Here is a 20,742-nt window from a genome sequence, read left to right on the forward strand (position 1 = left end):
GTACTGTGCTGCCGTCCGACGGAACAGGGACGATCGTGCAGACTCTGGCGTGCCATCGCGCGATCGGCAGGCTTCGTGTGGTTCAGTGGACCCGCAGGTGCGTCTGAGACGCACCGCTTGGAGGACACACATGGCGACCCGTACGACTTCCCCCGCACGGTCCGCCCGGCCCGCCAGGCCGAGCGCGAGCTCGGCCGCGCGCTCCGGAGGACGGTCGAGCCGCGCCCCCAGCCCGTCACGCCCGCCGTGGCCGGTCCGGGCGGTGCGCGGGCTGTGGTTGGGGATCGCCCACGTCATCGGAGGGACGCTGCGTCGTATGGGAAGTGGTGCCCGCGGGCTTGACCCGGCACTCCGCAAGGACGGGGTGGCCCTGCTGCTCCTCGCGCTCGCGATCGTCGTCGCGGCGCGTGAGTGGTTCGGCCTCTCCGGCGCGGCCGGGACCGTCGTCCACGCCGTCACCGCGGGGAGCGTCGGCGTGCTCGCCGTGCTGCTCCCCGTCCCCCTGGTCGTCCTTGCCGTGCGCCTCATGCGCCACCCCGAGCGGGGACACGACAACGGCCGGGTAAGCATCGGCGTCGCGATCGCCGTCGTCGCCGTCACCGGCATCATCCACGTCGCCAAGGGCGTGCCGAGCGCCACGCAGGAGTTCGCGGCCGTGCAGGACGCCGGCGGCGTCGTCGGCTGGCTCGTCGGCACCCCGCTCACCGTGCTCCTCAGCGAGTGGGTCGCCATCCCGGTGCTCGTCCTGCTCGCCTTCTTCTCCCTCCTCATCATCACCGCCACCCCGGTGGCCGCGATCCCGCGCAAGCTGCGGGGCCTCACGGGCCGCCACGACGACGACGCCCCCGCGGCACCCCAGGAGGACGATGTCGCCGCCGCGCGTCCGCCACGTCCCCGCCGTCGCCGCGCGCCGAAGGCGGACACCGAGGTCGTGCCCGGCGAGTACGCCGCCGACGAGGCCTATGCGCGCGCCGCCGAGACGGCGGCCGCCGCCGAGGAGACGACCGTCCTGCCCGAGCCGGGCCGCAAGCGCGCCCCTCGCAAGAAGGCCGTCGCACAGGAGCAGGAGCCGGAGCCGCAGGACGAGCTGCTCGCGCCGCCAACCGAGCCGCTGCCCGCACGCGCCGAGCAGCTCGAGCTCAGCCCCGACATCGTCTACCAGCTCCCCGCCGACGACGTGCTCGTCAAGGGCGCTCCGCACAAGCTGCGCTCCGCCGCCAACGACCGCGTCGTCGAGGCGCTGAGCAACGTCCTCGAGCAGTTCGAGATCAACGCCAAGGTCACCGGCTTCTCCCGCGGCCCGACGGTCACCCGCTACGAGGTCGAGCTCGGGTCCGGCACGAAGGTCGAGCGGGTCACGGCGCTGAGCAAGAACATCGCCTACGCCGTCGCCAGCGCCGACGTCCGCATCCTGTCCCCGATCCCCGGCAAGTCCGCGATCGGCATCGAGATCCCGAACGCCGACCGGGAGACCGTCTCCCTGGGTGACGTCCTGCGGTCCTCCGTCGCCCGCCGCAGCGAGCACCCCCTCGTCATGGGCGTGGGCAAGGACGTCGAGGGCGGCTACGTCGTCGCGAACCTCGCGAAGATGCCGCACCTGCTCGTCGCCGGCGCGACCGGCGCCGGAAAGTCGAGCTTCGTCAACTCGATGATCACCTCGATCATGATGCGTGCCACCCCCGAGGAGGTGCGCATGGTGCTCGTCGACCCCAAGCGGGTGGAGCTGACGATCTACGAGGGCATCCCGCACCTCATCACCCCGATCATCACGAACCCCAAGAAGGCCGCCGAGGCGCTGGAGTGGGTGGTGCGGGAGATGGACGCGCGCTACGACGACCTCGCCGCCTTCGGCTACAAGCACATCGACGACTTCAACGCCGGGGTGCGCGCCGGCAAGGTCAAGCCGCTGCCCGGCAGCGAGCGTAAGATCTCGACCTACCCCTACCTCCTCGTCGTCGTCGACGAGCTCGCCGACCTCATGATGGTCGCCCCGCGCGACGTCGAGGCCTCGGTCCAGCGCATCACCCAGCTCGCCCGCGCGGCCGGCATCCACCTCGTGCTCGCCACGCAGCGCCCGAGCGTCGACGTCGTCACCGGGCTCATCAAGGCGAACGTGCCCTCGCGGCTCGCCTTCGCGACGTCGTCGCTGGCCGACTCGCGGGTCGTCCTCGACCAGCCCGGCGCCGAGAAGCTCATCGGCCAGGGCGACGCGCTGTTCCTGCCGATGGGCGCGCCCAAGCCGATGCGTGTCCAGGGTGCCTGGGTCACGGAGTCGGAGATCCACGCCGTCGTCGAGCACGTCAAGACGCAGCTGCAGCCGAGCTACCGCGAGGACGTCGTCGTCGCGGCCGCGAAGAAGCAGGTCGACGAGGACATCGGCGACGACCTCGACCTCCTGCTCCAGGCGGCCGAGCTCGTCGTCAGCTCCCAGTTCGGCTCGACGTCGATGCTCCAGCGCAAGCTGCGGGTCGGCTTCGCCAAGGCCGGCCGCCTCATGGACCTCCTCGAGTCGCGGGAGATCGTCGGCCCGTCCGAGGGCTCCAAGGCGCGTGACGTGCTCGTCCAGCCGGACGACCTGCCCGGCACGCTGGCGATGCTCCGTGGGGAGACGCCGGCGCCGTCGGGGGAGGACGTCCCCTACGACGTCGCCGCCGAGGTGGACGCCACCACGGTGCTGCCCACCGGGGACGCGGAGGTCGTCGAGGACTACTACGACGACGACGCCCCCTCCGACGAGGACGCCTGGAACCTCACCAACCGCTGACCCAGCCTTCCCGCGGGAGCTGAGCTGTGACGCCTTCCTCACGCCGCGCCGCCCCTCTCGCGCCGAGCGCTGAGTTGTTACCCCCGTCGCGGCGCCCCGGCCCCGTTCGCGCCGAGCCAGCCCTCTCGCGCCGAGCCAGCCCTCTCGCGCCGAGCGCTGAGTTGTTACCCCTCGCGCCGAGCCAGCCCTCTTGCGCCGAGCGCTGAGTTATTACCCCTCGCGCCGAGCCAGCCCTCTTGCGCCGAGCGCTGAGTTGTTACCCCTCGCGCGGAACCGCGATGCGCCGCGCCGAGACGTGCACTGTCGGGAACAAGTCAGCGCTCGGCGACGGGGTGTGGCGGTAACAACTCAGCGCTCGGCGACAGGGGGTGACGGGAACAAGTCAGCGCTCGGCGATGGGGTGTCTGGAACAACTCAGCGCTCGGCGATGGGGTGTGGCAGGAGCAAGTCAGCGCTCGGCAACAAGGGGTGTCTGGAACAACTCAGCGCTCGGTGGCAGCGGCTCGGGCGGTCAGTCGGTGGGGCGGGGGACGACCGTGGGCGGGGGGCCGGTCGGTTCGGGGGGCTCGGTGCGCTCGGGGGCCACGTCGCCGACGACGTCGAGCACCTGCTGGTAGCGGCTGGTGATCTGCTGCTCGGACAGGGCCAGGCCCTCCGGGCGCTCCCCGGCGACGAGGTCGGACAGGACGTGCAGCCGCTGGTCGCCGACGCGGTCCACCGTCACCGCCGTCCACTCCACCGACTCCACCCGGGCCGGCTCGCCGTCGGGCTTGACGACGTGCGCGAGGGCGAGCAGGCCGGTGGCCGTCTGCGGCACGCAGCACAGCTCGTCTTGGTTGGAGATGAAGTTGCCCAGCCCGTAGGCCACCCACATCCCCTGGCCGTCGGGTCCACCCGGCAGCCGGTCGATGGGCTGGGGGACGTGCGCGTGGTGACCGAGGACGAGATCGACCTGGCCCGAGTCGGCGAGGGTCTCGGCGAGGCTCGCCTGGTCGGGGTGCACGACTCCGCTGTACTCGCTGCAGCAGTGGATGCTCGCGACGACGAGGTCCGCCCCCTGCTCCCGCGCCTCCGTCGCCATCCGCACGAGCCGGTCGGCGTCGATGAGCTCTACCGCCCACGGGCTGTCCGCGGGCACCGGGATGCCGTTGGTGCCGTAGGTCGCGCCGAGGTGGGCCACGCGGATGGTCTGCCCCTCGCGCTCCAGCTCGTACCACTGCGCGCTGCCCGCCTCCGCCTCGCTGCGAGCGGTGCCCACGTGCCCCAGGCCCGCGTCGTCGAACACGTCGAGGGTGTGGGTGAGGCCGTCCAGCCCGCGGTCGAGGCTGTGGTTGGTGCCGGTCGAGCACCCGTCCCAGCCGAGGCGGACGAGGTCCGCGGCCAGCTCCTCGGGGGCGCCGAACATCGGGTACCCGCTCGGCTCGGTGCCCGACGGCGCGATCGGCACCTCCGCGTTGCACAGCGCGAGATCCGCGCCGCGCGTGTACTCCGCGCTGGCCTCGAGCATGGGGACGAAGTCGTAGCCGTCGCCGGTGCGCGCCGTCTCGATGACCGTCGTGTGGGGCAGCACGTCGCCGCCGCCGAGGATGGTGAAGCGTGCGTCGGGCCGCGGCTCGGGCGTCGGGCTCGGCGTCGGCGTCGGTGTGGCGGTCGGCTCACTGGTCGCCGTCGCCGTCGGGGACGGAGCGGCGGCCGGCTGCTCCTGCCAGGGCCGCCAGAGCGCGACGGCGGCGAGGAGACCGACGAGGAGGACGACACCGAGCGCCACCCAGGGCGCGGTCCGTGGGCGGGCGGGGAGGGCGTGGCGTCCCATGGCGCCGAGAGTACTGCGCGGTGGCGGGTACCTCGTCCCGGCGGCCCGTACCCTGGACCCCATGTCGACGGAGAGCTCCCCGCACGTCCCGCTGTGGAACCTGGCGAACGTGCTGACGATGGTGCGCGTGGCACTCGTGCCCGTCTTCGCCGTCCTCATGCTCGGGGACTCCACCGCCTCGCGGGTCGCGGCCACCGTCGTCTTCCTCGCCGCCGCGGCCACCGACAAGCTCGACGGTCACATCGCCCGCAGCCGCGGCCTGGTGACGAACTTCGGCAAGATCGCCGACCCGATCGCCGACAAGGCCCTCGTCATCGCGGCGCTCCTCCTGCTGTGGACCGAGGGGACGATCCCGTGGTGGGTGCCCGTCGTCATCATCGTCCGCGAGCTCGGCATCACCGCGCTGCGCTTCGTCATGGTGCGCCGCGCCGTCATGGCCGCCTCCAACGGCGGCAAGCTCAAGACCGTCCTGCAGATCGTCTTCATCACCGCCTACCTCATCCCGTGGGAGTCCCTGCTGCCGCAGGCGGCGGCCGACGTCCTCCTCGTGTGCGCGTGGTGGGTCATGCTCCTCGCCGTCCTCGTCACGGTCGTCACGGGCCTGGACTACGTCGTCCGGGCCGTGCGGATCGCCCAGTCCCCGGCCGCCGAGCGCCGGTGACCGCCGCCGCCGTCGTCGAGCGGCTGCGACGCGCGGGTCTCACCGTCGCGACGGGGGAGTCGCTCACCGGTGGGCTCGTCAGCGCCGCGCTCGTCGACGTCCCGGGTGCTTCGTGGGCGGTGCGCGGCGGGGTGGTCACCTACGCGACCAGCCTCAAGGCGCAGGTCCTCGGGGTCGAGCAGGCGGTCCTGGACGACGGCGGGCCGGTCCAGGCGGAGGTCGCCCGGCAGCTCGCCCTGGGTGCTGCCCGCCTCCTCGGTGCGGACTGCGGCATCGGCACCACGGGCGTGGCCGGGCCGGGACCGGCCGACGGCGCTGCCGCGGGCACCGTGTTCGTCGCCGCCAGCCTCACCGGCACCGTCCGGGTGCGCCGCCTCGCCGTCGCCGGCACCCGGCCGCTCGTGAGACGCGCCGCGGTCGGTGCCGCGCTCGCCGTCCTCCTCGGGCTCCTGGAGGACGGGGAACAAACTGCGGCGGCCGCCCGTTGACCAGTGTGATGACGACGAACAGTGTTCCGGGCCGCACCGCGGTGCGACCGACACGCCGCCCTGTGGGACGGCGACCCACCCGACCCGCGCCATCGCCCGCGTCAGGGTACGGTAAGACAACTTTCGGTGAGCGACAGGAGGTGACCCCGATGATCGTCCTACGACGTGAGATCGGTGATGTGCTCCGGACGGTGCGTCAGCACCAGGGCCGGACGCTGCGTGAGGTCTCCTCCGCGGCCCGTGTGTCCCTCGGCTACCTCAGCGAGGTGGAGCGCGGTCAGAAGGAGGCGTCCTCCGAGCTGCTCGCCTCCATCTGCACCGCTCTCAACATCCCGATGTCCTTCGTCCTGCGCAAGGTCAGTGACCGCATCGCAGTGGCCGAGGGCGTCCACGTCCCCGACACCGTGCCCGAGGAGCTCGTCTCCTCCCTCCGCGAGGAGCTCGCAGGCGTGGCCTGACCTCGCACCACACGTGAGCCCCCGGCTGGTCCGGGGGCTCACGTGTGCGTGGACCCGGCCGGCGTGCGAGGGCTCAGCCGGCGCTGCCCGCTGCCCGGCGCCACGGTCGTGCGACCCAGACCCCACCCGCCGCCACCACGCCGGCCCCCACGGCCGCGGCGACGAGCAGCCACCCGCGCCCCTCCTGCTCGGGCTCGCCGCCGCCGCCGACCAGCCCCTCGAGCTGCGCGGCGAGCGACTCCGAGAAGGCGGCCAACGGCGCAGTCCGTGGCCCCTCGAAGAAGCCCGGGACGAGCGTCGTCACCTCCTCGTCGCGGATCGCGAAGAACGCACCGAGCAGGGGCTCCTCGACGACGAGGGACCCGGCCGGCAGCGGGGCCAGAGCCGCAGCCAGCTCCGCGTGGTCGTCGACGCTGGCGAGGGCCACCTCGCCGTCCACGCGCCAGGCTACGAGCGTCCCCGCCGCAGTGCCGTCCCGGCTGTACGCGGCCACCCACTCCTCCCGTGGCACGACCGGGTGTGGCTCCGGCTCGCCGGTGCGCACGGACTCGCTCCACAGGTGCAGCGGGAACGCACCACCGACCGCTGCCCGACCGGCGGCCTCCACGTCCAGGCCTTCGGCCGCGGTCGTGGCCGCCGTGCCGCCGTGGGCGGCGAACCAGGCGGCGACGTCGTCGGGGACGGGGGGTGTGTCCGCCCCGGGGGTGGCGAGGAGGCCGAGCAGCACCCCGGCCAGGAGCGGGCCGAGCGTGAGCAGTGCGGGGCGGGCCATCGTCATCAGGACCTCCGATCACCGGTGATCGCCAGCATGCCAGGGCGACGTCCACCGGGGATGCTTCGGTGGCAACGAACCTGTCTCGGTTCGGGATGCTCCTACGCGGGCTGGCAGCGCGGGCAGAAGAACGCCGGCCGCTCCTGGCCGGGCGGGCCGACCTTGATCTCGACGATCGGCGTCCCGCAGCGCCGGCACGGGCGCCCGCGCCGTCCATGGACGTGCTTGTCGCGTCCCGGCCCGGTCTCCCCGGTGGCCGTGGGGAGCGGGGCGTCGGCCGAGCGCAGCATGAGGTGGCGCGCGGTCGCGCACACCGGCTCGGTGACGTCCCGGGCGGGCCGCAGCGGGTGGACGTGGTGGGCCCAGAGGGACTCGGCGAGGTAGAGGGTGCCGATGCCGGCGACGACGGTCTGGTCGAGGAGGACGGCACCGATCGGGCGCTCTCCCTGGGCCCGGACCCGCTCGCCGCAGTCCTCGAGGTCGACGTCGTCGGCGAGGAGGTCCGGTCCGAGGTGCCCGACGACGAGGTGCTCGTCCCGGGTACGGACGAGGTCGACCATGCCGAGCAGCCGACCGATGCACGTCCACCGCTCGGTGCCGAGCACGGCCCGTACGCGGTGGGCGCGGTCTGCTCCGCGCTCCTCACCGGCGCGGGTGATCCACCAGCTGCCGTCCATGCGGAGGTGGGTGTGCAGGGTGCGGCCGTCGTCGAGGCGGGTGAGCAGGTGCTTGCCCACCGGGTGGTTGCCGAGGACGACGGCGCCCGCGAGGTCGGTGTCGCCCAGCCGTCCCCAGCGCAGCTCCCCGCGCACGAGCCGCTGACCGGCCAGCGCGGCGTCCATCCGGCGGGCGACGCGCAGGACGATGTCACCCTCGGGCACGGGTGGCTCCCTCCGCCGCCCGGCGTGCCGGACCGTCCTCCCGCAGCCGCAGCCCGCGCGGGGTGGCGAAGAAGCCGGCCGCCTCGAGCGCTACACGCGCCGGTCCGCCGGCGCCGAGCGCGGGCTCGCCGTCCACCCGCTGGAGGGTGACGCGGCCGAGCGTCCCGCGTGCCGCCGTGGCGGCGAGCTCCTGCGCCGCAGCGGCCAGCCGGGCGGCGTCCGTGGTGAAGGACAGCAGCGTGCGGCCGCCGCGCTCGACGTACAGGCACAGCTCCCCGCCGACGAGGACGACGACGGCGCCCGCCGCCCGGCGCGCACGTGCGCCCTCGGTGGTGCCCTCGGGCCAGGGGAGGGACGCGCCGTACGGGTTGGCCGGGTCCGTCGCGGCGAGGAGGAGGGCCGTGGCGTCCTCCCGGCGGAGGGCGTCCCGCAGGAGGTCGACGCACTCGGGCAGGGCGAACTGGGCGGCACCCAGGCCCTCGACGAGGTAGCCGCGGCGGACCTTGCCGGCGTCCTCGAGCCGGGTGAGGACGGGGTAGGCGGTGCCGAATCCGCCGGGGAGGTCCTCGAGGCCCGCGGCGCCGCGGGTGAGGACGCCGTGCCGCTCGAGCAGGGCGGCCACCTGGGCGAGCACCGCCGTCGCCGTGTCCCCGCCGCGCGGGACCAGCGACCAGCGCCCGGCCGCGGCCGGGGGCTGCGGGTTGCCCGGGCGGGTGCCGGCCGCCGCCATGAGCGAGCGACGGCGGGACAGGGCCCCGCCCGCCCGCGGCGGCCGCCGTGCCGAGTGGTGGGCCGGGCGGCCACCGGAGAGCCGCGCGCGGACCGGGCCGAGGGAGTCGTTGGTGACGTGCCCGCCCCACACGAGCTCCCACAGCGCGTCGAGCACCCGCTCGGTGCTCACGAGGATGTCCTCCTCCCGGCACGCAGCGAGGAGGTCGCGGAAGAACTGCCCGCCCCCGGCCAGCGCCTCGAGGATGGTGCGCTGGAGCGGGTCGTCGGGGACCTCCTGCGGCGGGGGGAGGAGCTCGGGGCTGTCGGCGGGCGCGAGGACGAGGTAGCCGTCCACGCCCGGCAGCGCGCCGGCGCCGCACCACACGACCTCACCGGCGGTGGTGAGCTCGTCGAGCAGGGCGGTGCGGTACCCGCTCACGCGGGCGGGCAGGACGAGGGACTCCAGCGCCGAGGCAGGCACCCGGGCCCCGGCGAGCTGGTCGACGACCGAGCTCAGCGCCGCGGTGCCCGAGCCGGCCGTCCCCACCTGCTGCCACCGCGGCAGGAAGGCGCCCAGCGTGGCCGCGGGCACGGCCTCGACCTCGCTGCGGAGCACGGCCAGGCTGCGCCGGCGCACCCGCCGCAGGACCTCGGAGTCGCAGTACTCGTCGGCCGACTCCGAGCCGGGGCGCAGACGACCGGTGACGAGCGCGGCCGCCGCGGTGAGCCTCCGCAGCACCGGCGCCAGCGCCGCCGTGCCCAGGCCCAGGTGGGCGGCGACTTCGTCGGCCCGGAAGGGGCCGTGGGTGCGGGCGTAGCGGCGCACGAGGTCACCGAGCGGGTCGGCCACCGGCTCGAGGACCTCCTCGGGCAGCCCGACGGGCAGGGCGACACCGAGGGCGTCACGCAGCCGGCCGGCGTCCTCGAGCACCGCCCAGCGGGTGCCGCCGGCGACGGTGACCCGGACGACGCGCCGGGCCGCCTCCAGCTCCTCGAGCCAGCCCTCGGCCGCGGTGGGCGGGTCGCAGCGGGTGGCGAGCTCCGCCGTCGTCACGGGCCCCAGGCGGCGGACGAGGTCGGCGACCGCCTCGACGTCCTGCGCGGGGTAGCGGCGCAGGGAGACCTCGGCCTCGATCTCGGCCAGGGCGGTGGCATCGAGGAGGTCGGCGAGCTCGGTGGCGCCCGGACCGATGAGCTCGGCGAGGAGGCGCGGGTCCAGGGTGAGGGCGGCGGCGCGGCGCTCGGCCGCGGGTGCGTCGCCGTCGTAGAGGAACTGGCCGACGTAGCCCATGAGGAGGCTGCGCGCGAAGGGCGACGGCGTGGGCGTGGAGACCTCGACCACGCGCAGCTCGCGGCGGACGACCTGCCCCATGAGCTCGGCGAGGGCGGGGGTGTCGAAGTCGTCCTGGAGGCACTCGCGGACGGCCTCGAGGACGATGGGGAAGTCGGGGTGGTCGACGGCGACGCCGAGGAGCTGCGCCGCCCGGTGCCGCTGCTGCCACAGCGGCTGGCGGCGGTCGGGGCGCCGGCGGGGCAGCAGCAGCGCCCGGGCGGCGGCCTCGCGGAAGCGCGAGGCGAAGTGCGCGGAGCCGGCCAGCGCGTCGACGACCTGCCCGGTGAGCTCGTCGGGGTCGAGGAGGAGGTCCTCGCCGCTGACGGGCAGCTCGCCGCCCTCGGAGCCGATGTCGGGCAGCCGCATGACGATGCCGTCGTCCGCGGGCATCGCGGCGACGTCCATGCCGAGCTGCTCCCGCAGCCGGGCGGCCAGGACCAGCGCCCAGGGCGTGTGGACCCGGGAGCCGAAGGGGGAGTGGATGACGAGCCGCCAGTCACCGAGCTCGTCGCGGAAGCGCTCGAGCACGATGGTGCGGTCGTCGCTGAGGTGGGCATGCTCGCGCTGCTCGTGGAGGTAGCCGAGGAGGTTGTCCCGGGCCCACTCGTCCAGCCCCTGCTCCGCGAGGCGCTCGTGGGCCTGCTCGAGCGGCAGGGCCGCGGTGGTGCGGACGAAGGCGCCCAGGGCCCGGCCGAGCTCGACGGGCCGGCCGGGGGAGTCGCCCTTCCAGAACGGCAGGCGTCCGGGCTGCCCCGGTGCCGGGGAGACGAGGACGCGGTCGGGGGTGATGTCCTCGATGCGCCACGTGCTCGAGCCGAGGGTGAAGGTGTCCCCGACCCGTGACTCGAAGACCATCTCCTCGTCGAGCTCGCCCACGCGGCGCCCGCCGCGCCCGGCGGAGGTGACGCCGTCGCCGCCGTCGGCGCTCACGGAGGCGGCGAGGAAGACCCCGTAGAGGCCGCGGTCGGGGATGGTGCCGCCGCTCGTCGTCGCGAGCCGGACCGCGCCCGGCCGCGCGGAGAGGGTGCCGGCGGCGCGGTCCCACACGAGGCGGGGCCGCAGCTCGGCGAAGTCCTCGCTGGGGTAGCGGCCGGAGAGCATGTCGAGGACGGCGTGGAGGGAGGCGTCGCCCAGGGACTCGAAGGGTGCGCTGCGCCGGACGAGCGCGGCGAGCTCGTCCACCGACCAGTCCTCGACGGCGAGCATCGCGACGATCTGCTGGGCGAGGACGTCGAGCGGGTTGGCCACCACCTGGAGCGACTCGATGGCCCCCTCCTGCGCGCGCACGGAGGTGACGGAGGCGGCGAGGAGGTCCCCGCGGTGGGTGGGCAGGACGACCCCGCGGGACAGCGCCCCGACCTGGTGGCCGGCGCGTCCGATGCGCTGGAGGGCGGAGGCGACCGACGGCGGGGACCCGACCTGGACGACGAGGTCGACGGCGCCCATGTCGATGCCGAGCTCCAGTGTGGAGGTGGCGATGACGGCCGGCAGGGTGCCCGACTTCAGCGCCGACTCGATCCTGGTCCGCTCCTCGCGGCTCATCGAGCCGTGGTGGGCGCGCGCGAGCTCGCCGTCGGCGGCCGGTGAGGCGGTCCCGGACTGTCCGGGCACCTGGGCCGCCCACCCCGAGCCCGGGGAGGACGACGACGGCGGTGCGGCGGCGTCGCCGGCGGGTCGGGTGCGCTCGGCCCAGACCTCGTTGACCCGCGCCGCGAGCCGCTCGGCGCCGCGGCGGGAGTTGGCGAAGACGATGGTCGAGCGGTGGGCGGTGATGAGGTCGACGAGCCGCTCCTCCACGTGCGGCCAGATGGAGGCGCGGTGCTGGGTGGGCAGGCGGCCCGCGGCGCTGCCGGACAGGTCCTCCTCGCCGGGCGTGGACTCGCGGCCGGGGGCGTCGGGCAGGTCCGAGAGGTCGGGCACCGGGACGACGACGTCGACCTGGAGCTCCTTGGCGATGTCCGGGCGCACGACGCGCACCGGGCGCCCGCCGTCCTCCGGGGTGCGCGTGCCGCCGAGGAACCGGGCGACGGTCTCGACCGGACGGACCGTGGCCGAGAGACCGACCCGCTGGGCGGGGCGGGGGAGCAGGGCGTCGAGCCGCTCGAGGGAGACGGCCAGGTGCGCGCCACGCTTGGTGCCGGCGACGGCGTGGACCTCGTCGAGGATGACGGTCTCCACCCCGCGCAGCCCCTCGCGGGCGGCGGAGGTGAGGACGAGGTAGAGCGACTCGGGGGTGGTGATGAGGATGTCGGGCGGCCGGGTGGCCAGGGCCCGCCGCTCGGCGGGCGGGGTGTCACCGGTGCGGACGCCGACCGTCACGTCGCGGACCGGCGTGCCCGCCGCTGCGGCCGCCCGCGTGATGCCGACGAGCGGGGAGCGGAGGTTGCGCTCGACGTCCGCGGCCAGGGCCTTGAGCGGGGAGACGTACAGGACCCGGGCACGCCGCTCGGGCGGCGGGTCCTCGCCGGTGAGCAGGCGGTCCACCGACCACAGGAAGGCGGACAGCGTCTTGCCCGACCCGGTGGGCGCGACGACGAGGGCGTGGTCCCCGGCACGCACCGCCTCCCAGGCACCCGCCTGCGCGGCGGTGGGTGCGGCGAAGGCCCCGGCGAACCACGCGCGCGTGGGAGCGGAGAACCCGGCCAGCGCGTCGTCCACCATGTCGTCATTGTGCAGGGCAGGTGTGACATGCACGCGTCGGTGCCGCTGCGGGAGCGGTGGACGCCGCGGGCGTGGCACGCTGGTGCGGTGAAGCACTCGGAGTTCCGGCAGGCGCTGGAGGAGACCTTCGGCCCCGCCTACGGCCGCACCCTGGCCACCGAGCTCGTCCTCGTGCCGCTCGGCAACCGCACGCCGGAGCAGGCGCTCGCGGACGGGGTGGCGCCGCGCGAGGTGTGGGACGCGGTGTGCGTGGAGATGGAGCTGGACGAGCGGGTGCGCTGGCGCCACCGGGGCACCCTGGACCCGCGGCGGCGCTGAACAGTCTGCGCGCGTGTCGGAGGGGCGGTCGAACGCCCGTTCGGTTTACGCTGGTCCCCAGGGAAGGACGAGCCGCGGAGCTCCACAGCCGGTGGGGCCCACGTCCCGGATGTCAGTGGTCGGACATAGCCTCCCCACAGGTAGCCGTCCGGAGAGGGCGGGCCCTGACAGACCAGCCCCGTCCCGCACGGCCGCGCCCCGCCGGCCACGACACAAGGAGACCCACATGGCCGCTCCCGTAGCAGACCGCAGCAAGGCCCTGGAGGCCGCGCTCAGCCAGATCGACCGCCAGTTCGGCAAGGGCTCGATCATGCGGCTGGGGGACGACACCCGTCCGCCCGTCGCCGTCATCCCCACCGGGTCGGTGGCCCTGGATGTCGCCCTCGGCATCGGCGGGCTGCCCCGCGGCCGCGTCGTCGAGATCTACGGCCCGGAGTCCTCGGGCAAGACGACCGTCGCGCTCCACGCCGTGGCCAACGCGCAGAAGGCCGGCGGGATCGCCGCCTTCATCGACGCAGAGCACGCGCTGGACCCCGAGTACGCGAAGAAGCTCGGCGTCGACACCGACGCCCTCCTCGTCTCCCAGCCGGACACCGGTGAGCAGGCGCTGGAGATCATGGACATGCTCATCCGGTCCGGGGCGCTGGACATCGTGGTCATCGACTCCGTCGCGGCGCTCGTGCCCAAGGCCGAGATCGAGGGCGAGATGGGCGACTCCCACGTCGGTCTCCAGGCCCGCCTCATGTCCCAGGCGCTGCGCAAGATCACCGGTGCGCTGTCCGCGTCGGGCACCACGGCGATCTTCATCAACCAGCTGCGCGAGAAGATCGGCGTGTTCTTCGGCTCCCCGGAGACCACCACCGGTGGCAAGGCGCTGAAGTTCTACGCCTCCATCCGCATCGACGTCCGCCGGATCGAGACCCTCAAGGAGGGGACCGTCCCGGTGGGCAACCGCACGCGGGCCAAGATCGTCAAGAACAAGATGGCCCCGCCCTTCAAGCAGGCGGAGTTCGACATCGTCTACGGCCAGGGCATCTCGCGCGAGGGCGGCCTCATCGACCTCGGCGTCGAGCACGGCATCGTGCGCAAGTCCGGCGCCTGGTTCACCTACGAGGGCGACCAGCTCGGCCAGGGCAAGGAGAACTCCCGCCGCTTCCTCAAGGACAACCCCGAGCTCGCCGAGGAGATCGAGAAGAAGATCCTCGACAAGCTCGGTATCGGGGTCAAGGTGGAGGACGCCGACGCCGAGGCGAAGGTCGACTTCTGAGCCCCTCGTCCCGTCCCGGTGGTCGGAGGCCCGCGCAGGAGCCTCCGGCCACCGGCGCTGCCGCCGAGGACGTCGAACCTCCCGGTGAGGAGGTCGCCCGCGCGATCCTCCTGCGCCAGCTCGCGGCCGCACCACGCAGCCGCGCGCAGCTGGCGGAGAAGCTCGCCGCGAAGGACGTCCCCGACGAGATCGCCGAGCAGCTCCTCGACCGCTTCGAGGAGGTCGGCCTCGTCGACGACGCCGCCTACGCCGAGATGCTCGTGCGCACCCGCCACGGGGAGCGCGGCCTCGCCCGGCGGGCGCTGGCCCACGAGCTGCGTCTCAAGGGCGTGAGCCCCGAGGTCGCTGAGCAGGCCCTCGAGCAGATCGACGACGACGACGAGCTCACAGCCGCGCGTGACCTCGCCCTCCGCAAGGCTCGCGCGAGCCGCGGACTGGACCACGACAAGCGCCGCCGCCGGCTCGCGGGGATGCTCGCCCGCAAGGGCTACTCACCCGGTGTGGCGATGCGGGCAGTCGACGAGGCGCTCGCCGCCGACGGCGAGGAGCCCGCCGGCGAGCCCCTGGCGCCGTAGGAGCCGGAGGTCGGCCCTGCGTGCCGGACCAGGTCGACTCAGCGCGCCGCCACGCGGGCCCCCGGCTTCTCGACCTTCTGCCCCCGCTGGCGCAGGCGCCTCTCGACGACGATCGCCACCCGGGTGAGTGTGAAGTTCAGGGTGAGGTAGATCGCCAGCGTCGCGACGAAGAACGGCAGCCGGCTCTCGTTGCCGAAGAAGTTGTAGTTGAGCTGGGACGCCCGGAGCAGCTCGTGGTAGGCGATGATGAAGCCGATCGAGGTGTCCTTGAGCAGCACCACCAGCTGGGCGATGAGGCTCGGCAGCATGACCCGCACGGCCTGCGGGAGCATGATGATGAAGAAGTTCTGGAACCATGACAGGCCGATCGCCAGGCCTGCCTCTCCCTGGCCCTTGGCGATGGAGGAGAGTCCGGCGCGGAGGATCTCGGCGACGATGGCGGCGTTGTAGATCACCAGTCCGAACACCACCGAGGCGAACGGGCTGAAGCCGAAGACGAAGTACCCGAACATCATGAGGACGAGGACCGGCAGCCCGCGGAAGAGCTCGATGAGGCCGGTGGTGGGGGTGCGGACCGCCCGGCGCGGCGTGGTGCGGAGGATGACGAGGACGAGCGCGAGCAGACCGGCCAACGGCATGGCGAGCGCTGCGGCCTTGAGGGTGCCCTGGATGAGCCCGCCCCACAGCAGCGAGTCCCACCACACGTTCTGGACGGACTGGCCGCGCGGTGGGTCGACGAGCACGAGCCAGCGGTCGTTGAAGATGTCGTTGCGGTACATCGCGTACAGGCCCCACGCGAGGATCGCGAGGATGAGGAGCCCGGCGAGGGCGGAGAGCAGGCGCTGGCGCCGACGGGTGACCGGGCCGGGGGCGTCGTACAGGACGGTGCTGACGTCACTCATCGTGCGAACGCCACCTTTCGCTCGACCCGGTTGGCAAGGATGCCCGCCGGCACCGTGATGAGGAGGTAGAAGACCGCGATACCGCTGAACACCCACAGGGCGCTGCCGGGGTTCGACAGGGAGACCGTGCGGGCGGCGGACACGAGCTCGGGCGAGGCGAAGCCCGCGGCGATCGAGGTGTTCTTCACCATGGCGATGAGGACGTTGATGAGTGGCGGCACGACGGTGCGCAGCGCCTGCGGCAGCACGACGAGCTGCAGCGACTGGCCGCCGGTGAGGCCGATGGCCCGGGCGGCCTCAGCCTGCCCGATGCCCACGCTGTTGATGCCCGAGCGGACGGCCTCGCACACGAAGGCCGAGGTGTACACGGAGAGGGCGACGATGGCCTGGGTGCGCCCGATCGGGATGAGGATGTCCATCGTCAGCAGCACGCCGGCGACGAAGATGAAGATCAGCGTCAGCGGTGTGTTGCGCATGACCTCGACCCACGCGGTGGACACCCAGCGCAGCGTCGAGAGGGGGGACACGCGCATCGCGGCCAGCAGGACTCCCGCCACCAGCGAGATGACGCCGCTGACCGCGGCGATGTACAGGGTGGTGAGGAAGCCGTTCCAGAATGCCGGCAGGTTGTCGAGGACGACGTTCATCAAGGTTCCCGATCAGCGTGGGTGCGGTCCGGGGCGCCGCAGCGCCCCGGACCGCGTGGAGGTCGGCTCAGTACCGGTCGACCGCCGGCGGCTCGGGCGTGTCGAGCACCGCGCCGGCGGTGTTCTCCCAGGCCTCCGCCCAGCGGCCGTCCTCGTAGGCGGCCTCGAGGGTGTCGTTGACGAAGGTGCGGAAGTCGTCGTCGTCCTTGGCCAGACCGATTCCGTAGGGCTCCTCGGTGAACTGCTCACCGACGAGCTTGAAGTCGTCCGGCTGCTCGTTGACGTAGCCGGCGAGGATGACGTTGTCGGTGGTGACCGCGTCGACCTGGCCGCTGCTCAGCGGGTCGAGGCAGTCGGTGTAGGCGCCGTAGGTGACGAGCTCGGCGTCGGGGTAGTTGTCGCGGATGTTCTGCGCGGGCGTCGAGCCGTCCGCGGAGCACACGGTCTTGCCGGCGAGGTCGTCCGGGCCGTTGATGTCGGTGTTGTCCGCCGTCACCATGAGCGACTGGCCGGCGACGTAGTACGGCCCGGCGAAGTCGATGAGCTCCTTGCGCTCGTCGTTGATCGTGTAGGTCGCCACGACGAGGTCGACCGACCCGTTCTGGATGAGCGTCTCGCGCTGGGCGGACTGCGCCTCGACGAACTCGGCCTCCACGCCGAGCTCGTCGGCGATGAGCTGGCCGATCTCGACGTCGAAGCCGACGGGGACGCCGTCGGGGCCCTGGAGGCCGAAGAGCGGCTGGTCGAACTTCGTGCCGATGGTGATGGTCCCCTCCTCGACGATCCGTGCCATGGTGCTGCCCTCGGGGAAGTCGGCCGGGTCGGCGCTCTCGCCGTTCCCGTTCCCGCCGTCGTCTCCGCAGGCCGTCAGCGCCAGCAGCGCTGCGGCTGCGATCGCGATCACTCGGGTCTTCTGCATGCTGTTCTCCTTCGAAGTGCGGACAGTGCGGAGGGTCAGTGGGTGAGGATCTTGCCGAGGAAGTCCTTGGCGCGCTCCGTCTCGGCGTGGGTGAAGAACTCCTCGGGGGTCTTCTCCTCGACGATCTCGCCGGCGTCCATGAAGACGACGCGGTCGCCCGCCTTGCGGGCGAAGCCCATTTCGTGGGTGACGACGACCATCGTCATGCCGTCTCGCGCGAGGGAGGTCATGACGTCGAGGACCTCGTTGATCATCTCGGGGTCCAGGGCCGAGGTCGGCTCGTCGAAGAGCATGACCTTGGGCTGCATGGCCAGCGACCGGGCGATCGCCACGCGCTGCTGCTGGCCGCCCGAGAGCTGGGCGGGGAGCTTGCCCGCCTGGTTGGCGACCCCAACCCGCTCGAGGAGGTCCATCGCGAGGTCCTTGGCCTCCTTCGTCTTGAGCCCCTTGACCTTGATCGGCCCGAGGGTGACGTTGTCGAGGACCGTCTTGTGCGCGAAGAGGTTGAAGGACTGGAAGACCATCCCGACGTCGGCGCGCAGACGGGCCAGCGCCTTGCCCTCCTCGGGCAGCGGGGTGCCGTCCACGACGATCTCGCCGGAGCTGATCGTCTCCAGGCGGTTGATCGTGCGGCACAGCGTGGACTTGCCCGATCCCGAGGGGCCGATGACGACGACCACCTCGCCGCGGTGGACGGTGAGGTCGATGTCCTTGAGCACGTGGAGCTCGCCGAAGTACTTGTTGACCCCGCGCATCTCGACAAGCGGCTCGGTGGTCGGAGGCGGCATGGAGTCCGTGCCCGGCTGAGTCATAGTGGCAAACCTAACCACACTTGTGATGACGATCATGTAAATCGAGGTCACGGTCGGGACACGGCGCGGCCCAACTACACTTGGCCGACGATGACTGCCACCGCGAGCGCGCCCCGCACCTACGTCGTGCGCACCATGGGCTGCCAGATGAACGTCCACGACTCCGAGCGCCTCGCCGGCATGCTCGAGGGGGCCGGCTACGTGCCCGCGGAGGCGGGCGCCGGTGAGGCGCTGGGCACCGGTGCGGACGTCGTCGTCATCAACACGTGCTCCGTCCGCGAGAACGCGGCCAGCCGCCTCTTCGGCAACCTCGGCCAGCTCGCCTCGGTCAAGCGCTCCCGGCCCGGCATGCAGATCGCCGTCGGCGGCTGCCTCGCCCAGCAGATGCGCGACGGCATCGTCGACAAGGCCCCGTGGGTGGACGTCGTCTTCGGCACCCACAACCTCGACGTGCTGCCCACGCTCCTCGAGCGGGCCCGGCACAACGCCGAGGCGCAGGTGGAGATCGAGGAGTCGCTCAAGGTCTTCCCCTCGACGCTTCCCACCAAGCGGGAGTCGGCCTACGCCGGCTGGGTGTCGATCTCCGTGGGCTGCAACAACACGTGCACCTTCTGCATCGTGCCCCACCTGCGCGGCAAGGAGCGCGACCGCCGCCCGGGCGACGTGCTCGCCGAGGTCGAGGCCGTCGTCGCCCAGGGCGCCATCGAGGTCACCCTGCTCGGCCAGAACGTCAACTCCTACGGCGTGGGCTTCGGCGACCGCGGCGCCTTCGCCAAGCTGCTGCGCGCCTGCGGGCAGGTCGAGGGCCTGGAGCGGGTGCGCTTCACCTCCCCGCACCCCGCCGCCTTCACCGACGACGTCATCGAGGCGATGGCGCAGACCCCCACCGTCATGCCGCAGCTCCACATGCCGCTGCAGTCCGGCTCGGACCGCGTCCTGCGGGCCATGCGGCGCTCCTACCGCTCGGCGAAGTTCCTCGGCATCCTCGACCGCGTCCGCGCCGCCATCCCCGACGCCGCGATCAGCACCGACATCATCGTCGGCTTCCCGGGGGAGACCGAGGAGGACTTCCAGGCCACCCTCGACGTCGTCGAGGCGTCCCGCTTCGCCAGCGCCTTCACCTTCCAGTACTCCCCGCGCCCCGGGACGCCCGCGGCCGACCTGCCCGAGCAGGTCCCGGCCGACGTCGTCGCCGAGCGCTACCAGCGCCTCGTCGCCCTCCAGGAGCGGATCGGCACCCAGGAGAACGAGCGGCAGGTCGGGCGCACCGTCGAGGTGCTCGTCGCCGACGGCGGCGGCCGCAAGGACGGTGCGACCGCCCGGATCAGTGGCCGCGCCGCCGACAACCGGCTCGTCCACGTCGCGCTTCCCGACGGCGTCACGGACCTCCCGCGTCCCGGCGACATGGTGACCGCGACCGTCACCCACGGCGCGCCCCACCACCTGGTCGCCGACTCCCCGGCGCTCGGCGGCACCTACGCCCTGCGCCGCACGCGCGCCGGCGACGCGTGGGAGCGCGCCCAGCGCGGCGACCACGACCACGGCGGCGGCGCCCCTGCCCCGGGCGGCGCTGTCACCCTCGGCATGCCGTCCCTGCGCACCCGCTGAGCGGCGGCGTGCTCCCGGAGCCCTGCGTCGCCCTTCCCGGTCACGGCGCGCCCCTCTCCACGGGCCGCGGTGAGCGGAAGGTGCGACCGGTCCGCCGGTGCCGTGGTGCGTAGCGTGGGCGCCGTGCACCCTCCCGTCCTCGCCGTCGTCGGGTCCACCGCGACGGGCAAGTCCGACCTCGCGCTCGACGTCGTCGAGCTCCTCGGCGGCCCCGCCGCCGCGGAGGTGGTCAACGCGGACGCGATGCAGCTCTACCGCGGCATGGACGTCGGCACCGCGAAGCTCCCGCTCGCCGAGCGCCGCGGCATCGTCCACCACCAGCTCGACGTCCTCGACGTCACCGAGGAGGCGAACGTCGCGGCCTACCAGCGCGAGGCGCGCGCCGACCTCGCCGCCGTCGCCGGCCGCGGCCGCCGCGGTGTCCTCGTCGGTGGCTCCGGCCTCTACGTGCGTGCCGTCCTCGACGAGCTCGAGTTCCCCGGCACCGACCCCGAGGTGCGCGGCCGCCTCGAGGCCCGCGCCGAGGAGCAGGGCCCCGGGATGCTGTACCGCGAGCTGGCCGAGCGCGACCCCACCGCCGCCGAGCGGATCCCGCCGGCCAACACCCGGCGCATCGTGCGCGCCCTGGAGGTCATCGAGCTCACCGGCCGGCCCTACTCTGCGACGATGCCCGAGCACCGCTACCACCTGCCTGCCGTCCAGGTGGCCATCGACGTCCCGCGCGAGGAGCTCCTCACGCGCATCTCCGCGCGTGCCCGGGCGATGCTCGACGGCGGACTCCTCGAGGAGACCCGCGAGCTGCTCGGCGCGGGCCTGGGCCGGGGCCTGACCGCGTCGCGTGCCGTCGGCTACGCCCAGGCGGTCGCCGTCCTCGAGGGCCGGCTCAGCGTCGAGGACGCGCACGAGGCCATCTCGATCGCCACCCGCCAGCTCGCCCGCCGCCAGCAGCAGTGGTTCCGCCGCGACCCGCGCGTCCACTGGCTCCCGCCGTCGCCCGACCTGGCGGAGCGGGTTGCCGCCCTCCTCGGGTAGCCCCTCCCTCCGCATATGCGGGAAGGCTGCGGCTCTCAGCACCGCAGCGCTGCAGATATCCCGCATATGCGGACATGGGGGCGGGGTACGGGGTGAGCGGGGGAGGCGCGTAGGCTCCTC

17 protein-coding genes are annotated in these 20,742 nt (G+C 73.5%); 9 read left to right on the plus strand and 8 right to left on the minus strand.

Going from position 1 to position 20,742, the window contains the following annotated elements:
* Positions 1 to 130 precede the first annotated feature (130 nt).
* The gene (locus H9624_RS00560) at positions 131 to 2,764 is read left to right on the plus strand and encodes a DNA translocase FtsK (RefSeq protein ID WP_251837976.1); all 2,634 of its coding nucleotides are present in this window, start codon (positions 131 to 133) and stop codon (positions 2,762 to 2,764) included.
* 511 nt (positions 2,765 to 3,275) lie between these two features.
* Here the strand turns inward: H9624_RS00560 and H9624_RS00565 are convergent.
* Positions 3,276 to 4,577, minus strand: coding sequence for a CapA family protein (locus tag H9624_RS00565; RefSeq protein WP_251837977.1), 1,302 nt, complete (start codon positions 4,575 to 4,577; stop codon positions 3,276 to 3,278).
* A 61-nt stretch (positions 4,578 to 4,638) separates the two neighbouring features.
* Here H9624_RS00565 and pgsA point away from each other — a divergent pair, with 61 nt between their 5' ends.
* The 3 genes from pgsA (at position 4,639) to H9624_RS00580 (ending at position 6,184) form a co-directional block, all read left to right on the plus strand.
* Positions 4,639 to 5,238, plus strand: coding sequence for a CDP-diacylglycerol--glycerol-3-phosphate 3-phosphatidyltransferase (gene pgsA, locus H9624_RS00570; protein WP_251837978.1), 600 nt, complete (start codon positions 4,639 to 4,641; stop codon positions 5,236 to 5,238).
* Complete coding sequence (locus tag H9624_RS00575; RefSeq protein WP_251837979.1) at positions 5,235 to 5,726, plus strand: CinA family protein; 492 nt, start codon at positions 5,235 to 5,237, stop codon at positions 5,724 to 5,726. The genes pgsA and H9624_RS00575 overlap by 4 nt, the downstream gene beginning before the upstream one ends.
* Before the next feature lie 149 nt (positions 5,727 to 5,875).
* Entirely contained in the window at positions 5,876 to 6,184 is a 309-nt protein-coding gene (locus tag H9624_RS00580) for a helix-turn-helix domain-containing protein (protein WP_110852306.1), read from the plus strand.
* 73 nt (positions 6,185 to 6,257) lie between these two features.
* Here H9624_RS00580 and H9624_RS00585 read toward each other — a convergent pair whose 3' ends face one another.
* From H9624_RS00585 to H9624_RS00595, 3 genes are all read right to left on the minus strand, one after another.
* Complete coding sequence (locus H9624_RS00585; RefSeq protein WP_251837980.1) at positions 6,258 to 6,962, minus strand: hypothetical protein; 705 nt, start codon at positions 6,960 to 6,962, stop codon at positions 6,258 to 6,260.
* A gap of 95 nt (positions 6,963 to 7,057) precedes the next feature.
* On the minus strand, positions 7,058 to 7,837 hold the full coding sequence (locus H9624_RS00590; RefSeq protein ID WP_251837981.1) for a DNA-formamidopyrimidine glycosylase family protein: 780 nt from the start codon (positions 7,835 to 7,837) through the stop codon (positions 7,058 to 7,060).
* On the minus strand, positions 7,824 to 12,542 hold the full coding sequence (locus tag H9624_RS00595) for a DEAD/DEAH box helicase (RefSeq protein ID WP_251837982.1): 4,719 nt from the start codon (positions 12,540 to 12,542) through the stop codon (positions 7,824 to 7,826). The genes H9624_RS00590 and H9624_RS00595 overlap by 14 nt, the downstream gene beginning before the upstream one ends.
* Before the next feature lie 87 nt (positions 12,543 to 12,629).
* Here H9624_RS00595 and H9624_RS00600 point away from each other — a divergent pair, with 87 nt between their 5' ends.
* The 3 genes from H9624_RS00600 (at position 12,630) to H9624_RS00610 (ending at position 14,702) form a co-directional block, all read left to right on the plus strand.
* Complete coding sequence (locus tag H9624_RS00600) at positions 12,630 to 12,860, plus strand: DUF3046 domain-containing protein (protein ID WP_251305034.1); 231 nt, start codon at positions 12,630 to 12,632, stop codon at positions 12,858 to 12,860.
* A gap of 226 nt (positions 12,861 to 13,086) precedes the next feature.
* Complete coding sequence (gene recA / locus H9624_RS00605) at positions 13,087 to 14,127, plus strand: recombinase RecA (RefSeq protein ID WP_251837983.1); 1,041 nt, start codon at positions 13,087 to 13,089, stop codon at positions 14,125 to 14,127.
* Between the two features lie 104 nt (positions 14,128 to 14,231).
* Entirely contained in the window at positions 14,232 to 14,702 is a 471-nt protein-coding gene (locus H9624_RS00610) for a regulatory protein RecX (protein WP_372435115.1), read from the plus strand.
* Positions 14,703 to 14,740: 38 nt separating this feature from the next.
* Here the strand turns inward: H9624_RS00610 and H9624_RS00615 are convergent, their stop codons facing one another.
* The 4 genes from H9624_RS00615 to H9624_RS00630 form a co-directional block, all read right to left on the minus strand.
* Positions 14,741 to 15,604, minus strand: coding sequence for an amino acid ABC transporter permease (locus H9624_RS00615; RefSeq protein ID WP_251837984.1), 864 nt, complete (start codon positions 15,602 to 15,604; stop codon positions 14,741 to 14,743).
* Entirely contained in the window at positions 15,601 to 16,251 is a 651-nt protein-coding gene (locus H9624_RS00620) for an amino acid ABC transporter permease (RefSeq protein ID WP_251837985.1), read from the minus strand. Before H9624_RS00620 ends, H9624_RS00615 begins: the two co-directional genes overlap by 4 nt.
* A 67-nt stretch (positions 16,252 to 16,318) precedes the next feature.
* On the minus strand, positions 16,319 to 17,170 hold the full coding sequence (locus H9624_RS00625; RefSeq protein WP_251837986.1) for a glutamate ABC transporter substrate-binding protein: 852 nt from the start codon (positions 17,168 to 17,170) through the stop codon (positions 16,319 to 16,321).
* 35 nt (positions 17,171 to 17,205) lie between these two features.
* On the minus strand, positions 17,206 to 17,958 hold the full coding sequence (locus H9624_RS00630) for an amino acid ABC transporter ATP-binding protein (RefSeq protein ID WP_251838958.1): 753 nt from the start codon (positions 17,956 to 17,958) through the stop codon (positions 17,206 to 17,208).
* Positions 17,959 to 18,072: 114 nt separating this feature from the next.
* Between H9624_RS00630 and miaB the strand changes: the two genes are divergently transcribed.
* Entirely contained in the window at positions 18,073 to 19,590 is a 1,518-nt protein-coding gene (miaB, locus tag H9624_RS00635) for a tRNA (N6-isopentenyl adenosine(37)-C2)-methylthiotransferase MiaB (protein ID WP_251837987.1), read from the plus strand.
* Between the two features lie 123 nt (positions 19,591 to 19,713).
* Entirely contained in the window at positions 19,714 to 20,622 is a 909-nt protein-coding gene (gene miaA, locus H9624_RS00640; RefSeq protein WP_251837988.1) for a tRNA (adenosine(37)-N6)-dimethylallyltransferase MiaA, read from the plus strand.
* The last annotated feature ends 120 nt before the right edge of the window (positions 20,623 to 20,742 follow it).

Source organism: Oceanitalea stevensii (assembly GCF_014837105.1).
In the GTDB taxonomy this organism is placed as follows: domain Bacteria; phylum Actinomycetota; class Actinomycetes; order Actinomycetales; family Actinomycetaceae; genus Oceanitalea; species Oceanitalea stevensii.

Coding starts and splice junctions, on each gene's coding strand:
- H9624_RS00560 (WP_251837976.1), top strand. CDS start 131: ATGGCGACCCGTACGACTTCCCCCGCACGGTCCGCCCGGCCCGCCAGG.
- H9624_RS00565 (WP_251837977.1), bottom strand. CDS start 4,577: ATGGGACGCCACGCCCTCCCCGCCCGCCCACGGACCGCGCCCTGGGTG.
- pgsA (WP_251837978.1), top strand. CDS start 4,639: ATGTCGACGGAGAGCTCCCCGCACGTCCCGCTGTGGAACCTGGCGAAC.
- H9624_RS00580 (WP_110852306.1), top strand. CDS start 5,876: ATGATCGTCCTACGACGTGAGATCGGTGATGTGCTCCGGACGGTGCGT.
- H9624_RS00585 (WP_251837980.1), bottom strand. CDS start 6,962: ATGACGATGGCCCGCCCCGCACTGCTCACGCTCGGCCCGCTCCTGGCC.
- H9624_RS00595 (WP_251837982.1), bottom strand. CDS start 12,542: ATGGTGGACGACGCGCTGGCCGGGTTCTCCGCTCCCACGCGCGCGTGG.
- recA (WP_251837983.1), top strand. CDS start 13,087: ATGGCCGCTCCCGTAGCAGACCGCAGCAAGGCCCTGGAGGCCGCGCTC.
- H9624_RS00615 (WP_251837984.1), bottom strand. CDS start 15,604: ATGAGTGACGTCAGCACCGTCCTGTACGACGCCCCCGGCCCGGTCACC.
- H9624_RS00620 (WP_251837985.1), bottom strand. CDS start 16,251: ATGAACGTCGTCCTCGACAACCTGCCGGCATTCTGGAACGGCTTCCTC.
- H9624_RS00625 (WP_251837986.1), bottom strand. CDS start 17,170: ATGCAGAAGACCCGAGTGATCGCGATCGCAGCCGCAGCGCTGCTGGCG.
- H9624_RS00630 (WP_251838958.1), bottom strand. CDS start 17,958: ATGCCGCCTCCGACCACCGAGCCGCTTGTCGAGATGCGCGGGGTCAAC.
- miaB (WP_251837987.1), top strand. CDS start 18,073: ATGACTGCCACCGCGAGCGCGCCCCGCACCTACGTCGTGCGCACCATG.